The following is a 12,774-nucleotide window of genomic DNA, read 5'->3' as shown; positions in this document are numbered from 1 at the left end:
CGGGTCGTCACAAAGGGCCTAGAAGATCCCCTTCGCCTTGACCTTCTTCATGCTCGCCACCTGGTTCGAGAGATCCTCGATGAGGGGCTCGGCCAGCTCGGACGAGCCAGCCGCCCGGGCGGGCTGGCTGGCCAGGCGCTGGATCAGGCGGTGCTGCTCGCGAATGAGCCGGGACTGCTCCTCCAGCTGGCGGGAGAGCAGCTGGATGCTGCCCGCAAGGGGGGCCAGATCCGCCTCTCCCCCCGCTGTCGGCAGCTTGCCCGCGATGGCCTCTGCCAGCAAATCGTGATCGAGCGGGGCCGGCAACCCCTGCTTCAGCTCGTCCCAGAGCCCGGTGGGCTGCTGCTCGCCGATGCGGCTTACAATCTCGTCCACCAGGCTGTCCGGAAGTGGCGCCGCCGCCTGCTGACCCAGACGCTGAACGATTTCATCCGCCAGCCCCCGGTTGTCTCCCTGCCCCAGCTGGGGAGCCAGCCTGGCCACGATTTCATCGATCAGGGTATCGGTCGCCACGGGCGCACTCCCTTCCCCCAGCTCGAAGCCGCAACTGGCGAAGACATGGCGCAGGGTCGAGAGGTTCACCTGCTCCGGGCCGAAGGCATTGGCCATCCCCTTGCACAGGCTCGGTGCCAGCACATACAGGAACATGCCGCTCAGGTAGATGTCCTTGTGAAAACGGCTCTTGGAGAAGTCGAACTCCTCCACATCGTCCTGGATCTTGCGCGCCCGCTGATACCAGCTTTGCAAGATCCCGGCCGCATAGCGATCAGACTCCAGCGCACCCGGATCCATGAAGATGGAGAAGGTCATGCGCTTGAGTTGACTACTCATCGCCGACCTCGGCCATCACGGGCGCCTCACGGTACACCTCTTCCTCTTCCGTGGTGTAGAGGCAGATCTCCCGCGCCAGGGCGGACTGGGCATCGTCCAGCAGCTCCACCCGCTCCCCCAGGGTCGGATAGGCAGCCTTGATGGCATCGACGATCAGGGACGCGCCGCCACCGACCAGATAGATACGGTTCGGGTTCTTGGCGAACTTCTTGGCCTCGTGAGCCACCTGGGATCCCAGCTCGTCGATCTTGTTCTGCATCTTCTCGAGGATCTTGGGGATCTGGCTCTCGTCGTTGACTACGTCCCGCACGAAGCTCATGTCGTGGCGGCGTTTGATGAACTCGTTGGCCACCAGATAGCTCGAATCGCTGTCTGCCGCCGCCAGCGCCTTGCGGGTCGCGTCGGTTACCATGGAGACGCCGATCTCGTTGTTGCCATACACATCGGAAACGTCGTCAAACTCGCCGACGATGATCCCCATGTCCAGGGTGGTGCCACCGCAGTCGATCACCAGGGTCTTGGTGAACTCGTTGCAGCCCGAGCCAATCAGGCGGGAGAGCGCCGCCGGCAGGCTTTCCGGCATCACCTCCACGCTGACGATGTTGAACAGCTCACCCTTGTTGAGGCTGATGGCCCGCATCAGGTTGCGGCGCTTCTTCTCGATCTTCTCTTCATTGCGCTGGCAGTCATCCGGGTTGTAGAACTCGGTGATGGGCAGGGTCACGGTGATGGCCACATCGCAGGGGGTCACGCCGGTCTGCAACAGGGCATGGTGCACGGAGAGCAGGTTGAGATCGTCGTACTGGTACTCCACGTGGGTGGTGGCCAGGGACTTGTCGGAGGTGGCGTCGTAGGTGTACTTGGTGTTACCTATCTCGTAGTTGTAGATCTTCTTGTCCTTGCGCAAGGCGGCACTCTTCCAATCCTTGCGAAAGGAGTTGGGGGAGATGATGGTCTTGAGCACCTTGTTCTCAATCCAGCTCACCTTGACGTTGGTTGAACCATCGTCGATGGCCATTTTCATTACTTCAGACATGAGGAAATACCTGTTCAATAGGGCAAGATGGGTCCGATTGCCTTGCCATCTGCCACTGGCAAGGCGATCGGACCAATACATACACGGGGGATCAAGGTCAAAAGGCGACAAGTCTAATGGGTTTCTAAAATCCGGTGAAGCAAATGATTGAACCCGGCGGGATCTTCCGCCGGCCAGGCGTGGTGACCATCCGGGGTGTGGATGGTGGCATTGGGCAGGGAGGCGAACTGCTCCACCCGCCGCGCCAGGGGCAGATAGTCGTGACTGGTGGAGATGATGGCCACCGGCTGCCAGAGGGTGCCGAGACGAGCCCGCACCGACCAGCCGGGCAGCGCCTCCAGCAGCGCCTTGTAGGTCTTCTTTTTGTTGCGCACGAAGCGCCCCCGGAAGGTGTGGCGCACCTGGGCGAGATCGGGGCCGGGAAAGAGCTCGCGACCGAGCCACCACGCCAGCGGCCGCATGCCGAACCAGCGCAGCCACTTGAGGCGCATGGCATAGCGCTCCTGCTCCTTTGGCGTCTCCAGCAGAAATTCGCTGAAGCCGTTGACCAGCACCAGCCCCTGCACCTTGTGGGGCAGTTGCAGCGCCAGCTCCAGCGCCACCATGGCACCGAGCGACAACCCCACTACCCAGGCAGGCTCGGGCTGCTCGTCGAGCCAGCGGGCCACGTCCGCCGCCAGGGTGGGCACGTCAAAGGGCCCCTCCTGCATGCTCTGGCCGTGGCCGCGCAAGTCGATGGCCACCACCCGGTAGCGCTCGGAAAAACGCTCGATCTGCGCCTGCCAGTCGAGGCTGGAAGAGCCCAGCCCGTGCAGCAAGAGCAGCAAGGGCCCCTCCCCCGCACTGCGCAGGGCCAAGCCATGGGATTTCATTACCTGATTGCGACGCACCCGTCCCCCCTTTCTCGACGCCATGCCGGCCACTCATGGCCAGCCAATCCGTACTCCGATCCCCCGTCTACCCCTCTCCTACCAGGCTCACCGCCTTGATGTAGGCGTAGAGGCGCATGGCCGGCGTCAGGGCGAGCCGCTGCGCGGAGCGGCTGGTGATCCGGGCCAGCAGTATCTGCTGCCCCAGCGCCAACTGCAACAGGGTCTGCCCCGGTCGCACCTCCCGCACCTCCAGCAGCCGGGTCTCGAGGCAGTTGGAGAGGCTGGAGTGCACGATGGGCTCGGTGGCGATCACCAGATCCCGCGCCGCCACCTTGATCTGCAAGGGGCCAGCTTCATCGGGGGCATGCTCCATGGTCACCATCAGGGTCTGCTCCCCGAGTCGCAGGGTCGCCATCTGCTCGTGCTCGTCGTAGTGGGCCAGGGTCGCCGAGAGCATGACCCCGACGTCGTCGCGACTGGCCAGCGACAGGTCGGTGCGGGCGAAGATCTCCTCGGGGGTGCCCTGGGCCTCCACCCGCCCCTCTGCCAGCAGCACCAGTCCATCGCAGAGCAGGCTCACCTCCTCCATGGCGTGGCTCACGAAGATCATGGGGATGCCGCTCTCCTGCTGCAAGCCCTTGAGCACGTGGGCCTGATGGATGCGGCTGCGCCTGTCCAGCGCCGAGAAGGGTTCATCCAGCAGCAGCAAGTCGGGCTCGGCCAGCAAGGCCCTGGCCAATGCCACCCGCTGACGCTGACCGCCGGAGAGGCCGTGGGCCGGTTGCCCCAGCAGCTCGGCAAAACCGAGGCGCGCAGCCAGATCCTCTGGCTGCCAGCGCCCCCTCCCCTTGCGAGCCGCCAGTTGCAGGTTGCCGAGCACGCTCAGGTGGGGGAAGAGACGGGCATCCTGAAACACCAGCCCGATGCGCCGCACCTCGGGGGGCAGGGCTGCAAGCTCGCGCCCCTGCCAGCGCAGGGCATCGCCCGGGGCCTTGTCGAGCCCGGCGATGATGCGCAGCAGGGTGCTCTTGCCACAGCCCGAAGGACCGAACAGGCCGAGGATGCGGCTGGGGGGCAGCGCCAGATCGCACGCCAGGGTGAAGGGTCCGAAATCACGTCTGGCCTTGAGGTAGAGGTTCATCCGAACAGCCTCCGTTGCCGGCGTTGCAGCACCCCGTAGACCAGCACCAGCATCACCAGGGAGAAGCCCATCAGGCCGCCTGCCAGAATATGGGCATTCTGGTAATCCATCGCCTCCACGTGATCAAACAGGGCGATGGAGAGCACCTGGGTCTCCCCGGGAATGTTGCCGCCGATCATCAGCACCACCCCGAACTCCCCCAGGGTGTGGGCAAAGCCCAGCGCTGCCGCCATCACGAAGCTGGGCAGCGTCATGGGCAGGATGATGCGAAAGAAGCGCTCAAACGGGCCCATCCCCAGGGTGGCGGCAGCCTCCAGCTCCTTGTTGCCCATGTTGACGAAGGCGGAGGTGAGGGGCTGTACCACGAAGGGGAGCGAATAGATGACGGAGGCGATGAGCAGGCCGAGAAAGCTGAAGGCGAGCGGGGCCCCGAAGGTCTCCCGCCACCAGCCACCGAGGCCGTACTCCGGGGAGAAGGCCAGCAGCAGATAGAAACCGAGCACGGTGGGCGGCAGCACCAGCGGCAGGGCCACCATGGCCTCCACCAGGGGGCGCAGCCGGTGCTGGCTGCGAGACAGCCACCAGGCGAGCGGCGGCGACAGCAGCAGCAGGATGGCAGTGGTGCTGGCCGCCAGTTTCAGGGTCAGCCAGACCGCCAGCAGATCCCCTTCACTCATAGGGTCCCCTCTCGGGTGTCGATAAAAAAACAGGGCGCCATCATGACGGGCGCCGCCTTGGGACACGTCAGGCACCGGATCTGGCCAGCACGGGGCTGGCCGGCCCCCGGCAGACGCCGGGCGCTTACTGCGGCAGGGCGTAACCCGCCGCCTTGATCTGCGCCTGTCCCGGCCCCTTGAGCCAGGCGACCAGGGCATCCACCGCCGCCCCTTTCTTCAGCACCAGGGCCTGCTGCTCGATGGGGGGATAGAAGCTGGCCGGCACCGCCCAGGCTTCGCCGGTCTTGCCCGCCTCCACCAGATTGGCCCAGGCGACGAAGCCCAGCTTCGCATTGCCGGTGTCGACGAACTGCCAGGTCTGGCTGATGTTGGCGCCGGTCAGCACCCGATACTGCTTGGGATCGATCTTGAGATGAGCCAGGGTCGCCATGGCGGCAGCGCCATAGGGCGCTGTCTTGGGGTTGGCGATGGCCAGCTCCCCCTGCCAGTGGCGCAAGGTGGCCTCGTCGGGAGCAGGCCCCCCCTTCTGCCAGAGGCCGAGCTGACCGATGGCATAGGTGAAGCGCTCGCTCCCCTTGCCTTCCGACTCCAGCTTTTGAGGGGTCGCCACGTCGGCCGAGAGGAAGAGATCGAAGGGCGCACCGTGGGTGATCTGGGTATAGAGCACGCCGGTGGCCGCCGAACTGATGACGACGCTGTGGCCGGTCTTGGCGGTGAACTCCTTGCCGATGCGCTCTATGGTGCCCTTGAAGTTGGCCGCCACCGCCACCTTGACCTCGTCAGCCAGCACAGCACCGCTGTACATGGCGCCGGCGCCCAGCACCAACACGGATACCCATCTCTTCATTCCTTTGCTCCTTATGTTCCGGCACGGCCGGATCGATTGACGCGAGCTCGAGGCTCACTCCCCTTGTTGCCAGCGGGCCAGGGCGGCGTCATCGCTCGCCCTGGCCTCGACCCAGCGTTGCACCCCGTCGGCGGTCAGCTCTTTTTTCCAGAACGGCGCCCGGGTCTTCAAGAAATCCATGATGAAGTGGCAGGCCTCGAAAGCCGCCTCGCGGTGGGCGCTGCTCACCACCACCAGCACGATCTGATCCCCGAGCAGCAGCTCGCCGATGCGGTGAATGAGGGTGCACTCCTGCAGGGGCCAGCGCCCGCGGGCCTCGGCCACTATGTTCGCCAGCGCCTTCTCGGTCATGCCGGGGTAGTGTTCGAGGGCCAGCCCCTTCACATGCTCCCCCTGATTGAAGTCGCGCACCTTGCCGACAAAGCTGACAATCGCGCCTGTGTCCTGCCGGGCGGCGAGGCGGGCATATTCGTCCGCCAGCGAGAAGTCATCCCGCTGCACCAGAATGCGATCGGTCATGGTTGCGTTGCTCATCCTTAACCTCCAGTCACCGGTGGGAAAAAGGCGACCTCATCCCCGTCATGGAGGGGGGTATCCAGCGGCACCAGGGTCTGGTTGACCGCCACCAGGAGCTTGCCGGATTCGAGCGCCAGCGCCCACTTGTCACCCCGCTCGCTCAAGGCGGCGCGAAGGGCATCGGCACTGGCGTAGTCGCAAGGCAGGCTGAGCTCGTCGCAGCCGACCAGCTCACGCACCTGCGCAAAAAACAGAACCTTGATCATGCCTGCTCTCCTTTGGTCGCACCCAGTTGGAAATGACCGGACTTGCCGCCCTTTTTCTCCACCAGACGCACCTGCTCGATCACCATGTCCTTTTGCACCGCCTTGCACATGTCGTAGATGGTCAGGGCCGCCACCGAGGCGGCGGTGAGCGCCTCCATCTCCACCCCGGTCTTGCCCGAGAGCTTGCACAGGGTACGGATATGGACCCGATTGTGCGCCGCCTGAGGGGCTATCTCGACCTCCACCCGGGTCAGGGCCAGGGGATGGCACAGGGGAATGAGATCCGAGGTCTTCTTGGCCGCCATGATGCCGGCGATGCGGGCGGTGGCGAAGACGTCCCCCTTGTGGTGCTGACCGCTCAGGATCAACGCCAGGGTCTCTGGGGCCATGGTCACGAAAGCCTCGGCGCGGGCCTCGCGTTCGGTCACCTGCTTGTCGGTGACATCCACCATGTGGGCCTCGCCGCTCTGGTTGAGATGGGTCAGGTTCATCTATGCCCCTATCGAAAAATAAGATGGATGATCCGGGTTTACTCCCGGGATCACAGATGGGTCACGAAGTTGCACGGCCGGGTACGGGCGTCGAGCTGATCCCGGATAAGCTGTTCCCAACCCAGACGGCAGGCGCCGGTGGAGCCGGGCAGGCAGCAGATCAGGGTGCGGTTGGCGAGCCCTGCCAGGGCACGGCTCTGCATGGCGGAGCCTTTTATCTCGGCAAACGAGAGCTGGCGGAACATCTCGCCAAAGCCCTGCACCGTGCGCTCGAACAGCACGCCGACCGCCTCGGGCACCCGGTTCTGCTCGTTGAAGCCGGTGCCGCCGTTGATGAGCACCACCTGGACTCCCTCGTCGGCAATCCAGTCGCTCACCTGGGCGCGGATGCGAAACAGGTTGTCTGGGCAGAGCGCCCGGTCGGCCAGCACGTGGCCAGTCTGGGTCAGGGCCTCGACCAGATAGTCCCCCGAGCTGTCATCGGCGGCGGTGCGACTGTCGGAAACCGTCAGGACGGCGATCTTGAGAGGGATGAATTCGCTGTGTTTGGGTGCCATTGGGACCATTCCTGTCAATCATTGACCACGAGAGGATGAGGTGAACGCGCCGCACCGTGGTGCCAGCCATGAAAGGTGCCGGTGGGCGCCGCGTTGCCGGGAAGGGATTCTATCAAAAGATGTCTGGCTGGGGGGCGTCATTGCCCATTAATCTCGAAGGCCGCCGGATCCCGGGGATCCGGCGGCCTTCCCATCAGAAGCCTGGCACCCCTTTCATGTCAGGCAGTTGGTGCGCAATCCCCTTGTGGCAGTCGATGCAGGTGTTGGCCCCGCTTGCCAGGTTGGTGGAGTGCATCTGGGCGGCCCGACGCCCTTGCAGGGAGAAGTCCATGTACTCGAAGTTGTGGCAGTTGCGGCACTCGCGCGAATCCGTCTCCTTCATCCGCTGCCACTCCCGCTCGGCCATCTCCCGCCGGTGGGATTCAAACTTCTCGCGGGTATCCACCTTGCCGGTGATCATGCCCCACAGCTCCTTGGAGGCCTGCACCTTGCGGATGATCTTGTAGGTCCATTCGTGGGGTACGTGGCAATCCGGGCAGCTGGCCCGCACGCCGGAGCGGTTGGCGTAGTGGATGGTGTCGCGGTACTCCACGAACACGTTGTCCTTCATCTCGTGGCAGCTGGTGCAGAAGGCCTCGGTGTTGGACGCTTCCATGGCGGTGTTGAACCCGCCCCAGAAGATGACGCCACCGAAGAAGCCCATCAGCAGGATGACCCAGAGGGCCGCCTTCGACGGTGACTTGAAGGTGGTCCACAGACGCTTCACAAAGCCGGGTAATTTCATCTATGGGTTCCTCAGTTCAGCGCTTCAACCGGTTTGAAGGTATTGTTCACCAGCGGCTTGGCATCCGCTTGCGGCACGTGGCACTGCAGACAGAAGTAGCGACGCGGCGAGACTTCGCCCAGGGTCATGCCGTCGCGGGTCTCGAAGTGGGTGGGGCTTATCTTGGGGGCCTTCATGGCACTGGCGTTCTTGAAGCTGTGACAGGCCAGGCACTTGTTGACCTTGTTGTCCACTTCATAGTTGCGGGTGTCGTGGGGGATCAGCGGGGGCTGGTGCATGTACTGGCGATCGTAGAGGTCGCCATCCTTGCGAAAGTTCTTCATGGGGGCCGCGTCGGCATCCGTCACCAGATCCGTGCTTCCCCGCTCCGACTTGATGCCCCCCGTGCTGTTGGTGATCTCGGGGACGGCCGCCATCAAGGAACCCGCCATCAGGCAGGCCAGCATTGCTCCAATCAGCTTCTTCATTATGTGTTCTCCGACGTTTTCTCTGCCTTGACGGCAAAACCTACAGTGATTTCAAAAACTTGCTCCGCGCAGACATCGATGCAACGGCCGCAGTTGGTACACTCCTGAGCCGCAATCAAGGGCCCGTGACCACGCCTGGCACCGTGAACGGGGCCGCGCAGGATGGGACGCTCCGGGCAGACCGCATAGCAATCCATGCAGTTGCTGCACCGCTCGCGCCCCGAGGCTGCAATCTTGATGAACCCGACCCGGTTGACCAGGGCATAGAAGGCCCCCACCGGACAGAGGTGGCCGCACCAGCCCCGCTCCACCACGAACAGGTCGAACAGGAACAGCACCGCCAGCAGGCCCCAGCCCGCCCCCATGCCGAACAGCAGGCCCCGCAGGGTGAGGGGCACCGGATTGACCAGCTCCCACACCACCACGCCTGTGATGGCCGGTGCCACCAGCACCATGGCCAGCAGCCAGTAGCGGGTAGCGCGGTTGAACTGACCATTGCCCTTGAGCCCGAGCCGCCCCCTGAGCCAGGCGGCGGCATCGGTGACCAGGTTGACCGGACAGACCCAGGAGCAGAACACCCGCCCCCCGACCAGCCAGTAACCCGCGAGCACCAGCCCGGCCCCGAGCCACAGGGTGGGAATGGGCCACTGGCCCGCCGCCACCGACTGCAACAGGGTCAGGGGATCCGTGAGGGGCACCGTCTCCAGCAACAGCGAGCTGGAGAGGTTGCCCTTGAGGATCCAGATGCCCGCGAGCGGCCCCAGCAGGAACAGCCCCAGCACCCCGAACTGGCAGAGCCGGCGCAGCAGCAGGAAGCGGTGGGCACGCCACCAGCCCAGCCTGACCGTAGCCTCGGCCCCCGGATACCGACTCATAGCCCCTCCGGTTTGCGGGTCGGCAGGGTCAGTCGCTCACCGATGAGGGACTTGCCCGCCTTCTCCTTCTCTTCCCAGCCGAGCCGGTAGTGGTGACCCAGCTCCCCCTTGGCAAGCCCGCGAGGCACCACCTTGATGGCCGCCTCCTCCAGCACGCAGGCGTGCTCGCACTTGCCGCAGCCGGTACAGAGATCGCTGTGCACCGTGGGCAGGAACATGGCGTGCTTGCCGGTGCGCGGGTTGTGCTGCAGCTCCAGGGTAATGGCCTTGTCGATGAGGGGGCAGACCCGGTAGCAGACGTCGCAGCGCAGCCCCAGGTAGTTGAGGCAGGTCTCGTGATCGATGAGCACCGCCACCCCCATCCGTGCCTGATCGATGTCGGTCATGGTCTGATCCAGCGCCCCGCTCGGGCAGGCCACCACGCAGGGGATGTCATCACACATCTCGCACGGGACGGCGCGCGCCTTGAAGTAGGGGGTGCCGGTGGTCACGGGTTCAAACAGCCGGGCGAGCTTGAGGGTGTCGTAGGGGCAGGCCAGGGCGCAGAGCCCGCAGCGCACGCAGGCGCCGAGAAACTCTGCCTCGTCGAGGGCCGCCGGCGGGCGCAGCGCCTGGGCAGGCAAAGCCTGCACCTGCTGGCGCGCCACGCCGCCAAGCCCCACACCAAGCAGGCCCACACCGCAGGCCCCCTTGGCGAGGTCGGCCAGAAACTGGCGCCGACTACGACTCATCTCGCGCTCCCCCGCCTCAGGCCTTCATGACCTTGACGGCGCACTTCTTGTAATCCGTCTCCTTGGAGAGCGGATCGGTGGCGTCCAGGGTCAGCTTGTTGACCAGCTGGCTCGCATCGAAGAAGGGCATGAACACCAATCCCTTGGGCGGACGGTTGCGGCCGCGGGTCTCGACCCGGGTCTTCACCTCGCCCCGGCGGGAGGAGACGATTACCTCTTCGCCACGGCGCACGCCACGGGCCTTGGCATCTTCCGGGTGCATGAAGAGCACCGCATCCGGGAAGGCGCGATAGAGCTCGGGGACACGGCGGGTCATGGTACCGGTGTGCCAGTGTTCCAGCACGCGGCCGGTAGAGAGCCACATGTCGTACTCTTTGTCCGGAGCTTCGGCAGCCGGCTCATAGGGCAGCGCGAAGATCACCGCCTTGCCATCGGGCTTGCCGTAGAAGCGCACCCCTTCGCCCGCTTTCACGTAAGGGTCGAACCCTTCGCGATAGCGCCACAGGGTCTCCTTGCCGTCCACCACAGGCCAGCGCAGGCCACGGGCTTCGTGATACTGATCGAACGGCGCCAGGTCGTGGCCATGGCCGCGACCGAAGGAGGCGTACTCCTCGAACAGCCCCTTCTGGACGTAGAAACCAAAGTGCTCGGCCTCGTCGTTCAGGGCCCCCTTGCTCTGCTCTTTCGGGAACTGGTTCACCTGGCCGTTGGCATAGAGCACGTCGAACAGGGTCTTGCCCTTCACTTCCGGCATCTTGGCAATCAACTCAGCCGGCCACACCTCTTCCACGGTGAAGCGTTTGGAGAATTCCATCAGCTGCCACAGGTCGGACTTGGCCCCTTCCGGTGCCTTCACCTGCTGGTGCCAGAACTGGGTGCGACGTTCGGCGTTGCCGTAGGCCCCCTCTTTCTCCACCCACATGGCGGTGGGCAGGATGAGGTCGGCCGCCTGGGCGGTCACGGTCGGATAAGGGTCGGAGACCACGATGAAGTTGGCCGGGTTGCGATAACCGGGCAGCGCCTCTTCATTCATGTTCGGGCCGGCCTGCATGTTGTTGTTGCACATCACCCAGTAGGCGTTGAGCTTGCCGTCTTTCAGCATGCGGTTTTGCAGCACGGCGTGGTAGCCCACCTGCTCGGGAATGGTGCCTTCCGGCAGCTTCCAGATCTTCTCGGCGATGGCGCGGTGCTTGGGATCCGTCACCACCATGTCCGCCGGCAGACGGTGGGCGAAGGTACCCACTTCACGGGCGGTACCACAGGCGGAGGGCTGGCCGGTCAGGGAGAAGGGGCCGGAGCCCGGCTGGGAGATCTTGCCGGTCAGCAGGTGGATGTTGTAGCAGAGGTTGTTGGCCCAGACGCCCCGGGTGTGCTGGTTGAAGCCCATGGTCCAGTAGGAGACCACCTTCTTGTCCGGATCCGCATAGATCTGGGCCAGCTTCTCGAGCTTGTCCTTGGGCACGCCGGAGAGCTTGGAGACGGACTCCAGATCGTAATCCGCCACGAACTTGGCGAAGTCCTCGAAGCTCATGGGGGTGGAGTCGCCGCTGTCCGGGTTCTTGGCCTTTTGCTGGAGCGGGTTGGTGGGACGCAGGCCGTAGCCGATGTCGGTCACCCCTTTGCGGAACTGGGTGTGCTTGTTGACGAACTCCCAGTTCACCTTGTCGTTCTGGATGATGTAGTTGGCGATGTAGTTGAGGATCGCCAGATCGGTCTGGGGGGTGAACACCAGTCCGTTGTCCGCCAGCTCGAAGCTGCGGTGCTCGAAGGTGGAGAGCACGTGCACCTGCACATCCTGGTGGGACAGACGGCGATCGGAGATGCGCGACCAGAGGATGGGGTGCATCTCGGCCATGTTGGAGCCCCACAGCACGAAGGCGTCGGCCTGCTCGATGTCGTCGTAGCAGCCCATGGGTTCATCCATGCCGAAGGTACGCATGAAGCCCACCACCGCGGAGGCCATGCAGTGACGGGCATTGGGATCCAGGTTGTTGGAGCGCAGGCCTGCCTTCATCAGCTTGGCGGCGGCATAGCCTTCCCAGACGGTCCACTGGCCGGAGCCGAACATGCCGACGGCGGTCGGGCCCTTCTCTTTCAGGGTCGCCTTGAACTTCTCGGCCATGATGTCGAAGGCCTGATCCCAACTGATGGGGGCGAAGTTGCCGTTCTTGTCGAACTTGCCGTTGGTCATGCGCAGCATGGGCTGGGTCAGGCGATCCTCCCCGTACATGATCTTGGAGAGGAAGTAGCCCTTGATGCAGTTCAGGCCACGGTTGACCGGTGCATCGGGATCCCCCTGGGTCGCCACGACGCGGCCAGCCTGGGAGCCCACCAGCACGGAGCAGCCGGTCCCGCAGAAGCGGCACGGCGCCTTGTCCCAGGTGATGGCGGTCTTGTCGGTACTGGTGATCAGATTCGCCGCCAGAGTGGGGGCACTGACACCGGCCACGGCAGCGGCTGCCGCCACCGCATTGGCCTTCATAAAGTCGCGTCGACTCAGCTTCATGACATATCCTCGCATTGCTTAATCACATCAATGACAGCCATTGTGACGAGCCGCGCTGGCTCAGCTCCATGGCGCTTTATTCCTTTGCTCTGGGCTTTTCGTTCATCGAACGCAGACAACAGACCCGGCATCCCGTGTATTACCCGTGGCGGTCAGCGAACGACTCTTGCGCTTCTG

Annotated in this window: 15 protein-coding genes; all 15 read right to left on the bottom strand. The window is 64.3% G+C overall.

Annotated elements, in window-relative coordinates; translation table 11 throughout:
* Positions 1-18: 18 nt before the first annotated feature.
* The 15 genes from OKC41_RS08740 to napA all read right to left on the bottom strand — a co-directional run bounded on the left by OKC41_RS08740 (position 19) and on the right by napA (position 12,597).
* Positions 19-831: a hypothetical protein gene (locus OKC41_RS08740; protein ID WP_227656148.1), complete on the bottom strand. Its 813-nt coding sequence runs from the start codon at positions 829-831 to the stop codon at positions 19-21.
* Entirely contained in the window at positions 824-1,867 is a 1,044-nt protein-coding gene (gene parM / locus OKC41_RS08735) for a plasmid segregation protein ParM domain-containing protein (protein ID WP_223302530.1), read from the bottom strand. Before parM ends, OKC41_RS08740 begins: the two co-directional genes overlap by 8 nt.
* A gap of 113 nt (positions 1,868-1,980) precedes the next feature.
* Positions 1,981-2,757, bottom strand: coding sequence for an alpha/beta fold hydrolase (locus tag OKC41_RS08730; RefSeq protein ID WP_042017457.1), 777 nt, complete (start codon positions 2,755-2,757; stop codon positions 1,981-1,983).
* 67 nt (positions 2,758-2,824) lie between these two features.
* The gene (gene modC, locus OKC41_RS08725; protein ID WP_270671897.1) at positions 2,825-3,880 is read right to left on the bottom strand and encodes a molybdenum ABC transporter ATP-binding protein; all 1,056 of its coding nucleotides are present in this window, start codon (positions 3,878-3,880) and stop codon (positions 2,825-2,827) included.
* Positions 3,877-4,557, bottom strand: a complete 681-nt coding sequence (modB, locus tag OKC41_RS08720; RefSeq protein ID WP_010674165.1) for a molybdate ABC transporter permease subunit — start codon at positions 4,555-4,557, stop codon at positions 3,877-3,879. The genes modC and modB overlap by 4 nt, the downstream gene beginning before the upstream one ends.
* A 124-nt stretch (positions 4,558-4,681) precedes the next feature.
* Positions 4,682-5,404, bottom strand: a complete 723-nt coding sequence (gene modA, locus OKC41_RS08715; RefSeq protein ID WP_194860099.1) for a molybdate ABC transporter substrate-binding protein — start codon at positions 5,402-5,404, stop codon at positions 4,682-4,684.
* Between the two features lie 54 nt (positions 5,405-5,458).
* A complete protein-coding gene (gene moaE, locus OKC41_RS08710; protein WP_270671896.1) occupies positions 5,459-5,938 on the bottom strand; it encodes a molybdopterin synthase catalytic subunit MoaE in 480 nt (159 codons plus the stop codon).
* Positions 5,939-5,940: 2 nt separating this feature from the next.
* Entirely contained in the window at positions 5,941-6,186 is a 246-nt protein-coding gene (moaD, locus tag OKC41_RS08705; protein ID WP_010674162.1) for a molybdopterin synthase sulfur carrier subunit, read from the bottom strand.
* Positions 6,183-6,677 (bottom strand): cyclic pyranopterin monophosphate synthase MoaC, encoded by a 495-nt coding sequence (gene moaC / locus OKC41_RS08700; RefSeq protein WP_043154228.1) that lies wholly within the window; start codon positions 6,675-6,677, stop codon positions 6,183-6,185. Before moaC ends, moaD begins: the two co-directional genes overlap by 4 nt.
* A gap of 50 nt (positions 6,678-6,727) precedes the next feature.
* A complete protein-coding gene (gene moaB / locus OKC41_RS08695; RefSeq protein WP_039038846.1) occupies positions 6,728-7,234 on the bottom strand; it encodes a molybdenum cofactor biosynthesis protein B in 507 nt (168 codons plus the stop codon).
* A 193-nt stretch (positions 7,235-7,427) separates the two neighbouring features.
* Positions 7,428-8,018, bottom strand: a complete 591-nt coding sequence (locus tag OKC41_RS08690; RefSeq protein WP_039038845.1) for a cytochrome c3 family protein — start codon at positions 8,016-8,018, stop codon at positions 7,428-7,430.
* Positions 8,019-8,029: 11 nt separating this feature from the next.
* Positions 8,030-8,485: a nitrate reductase cytochrome c-type subunit gene (locus OKC41_RS08685; protein ID WP_029314277.1), complete on the bottom strand. Its 456-nt coding sequence runs from the start codon at positions 8,483-8,485 to the stop codon at positions 8,030-8,032.
* The gene (gene napH, locus OKC41_RS08680) at positions 8,485-9,360 is read right to left on the bottom strand and encodes a quinol dehydrogenase ferredoxin subunit NapH (protein WP_201894876.1); all 876 of its coding nucleotides are present in this window, start codon (positions 9,358-9,360) and stop codon (positions 8,485-8,487) included. The genes OKC41_RS08685 and napH overlap by 1 nt, the downstream gene beginning before the upstream one ends.
* The gene (napG, locus tag OKC41_RS08675) at positions 9,357-10,091 is read right to left on the bottom strand and encodes a ferredoxin-type protein NapG (protein ID WP_139739615.1); all 735 of its coding nucleotides are present in this window, start codon (positions 10,089-10,091) and stop codon (positions 9,357-9,359) included. The genes napH and napG overlap by 4 nt, the downstream gene beginning before the upstream one ends.
* Before the next feature lie 16 nt (positions 10,092-10,107).
* On the bottom strand, positions 10,108-12,597 hold the full coding sequence (gene napA / locus OKC41_RS08670; RefSeq protein ID WP_010674155.1) for a nitrate reductase catalytic subunit NapA: 2,490 nt from the start codon (positions 12,595-12,597) through the stop codon (positions 10,108-10,110).
* Between the last annotated feature and the right edge of the window lie 177 nt (positions 12,598-12,774).

Source organism: Aeromonas sp. QDB17, assembly GCF_027705305.1.
GTDB classification, from domain to species: domain Bacteria; phylum Pseudomonadota; class Gammaproteobacteria; order Enterobacterales; family Aeromonadaceae; genus Aeromonas; species Aeromonas caviae.
The sequence above is the reverse complement of the archived record's forward strand: the minus strand, read 5'-3'. Positions and strand labels throughout refer to the sequence as shown.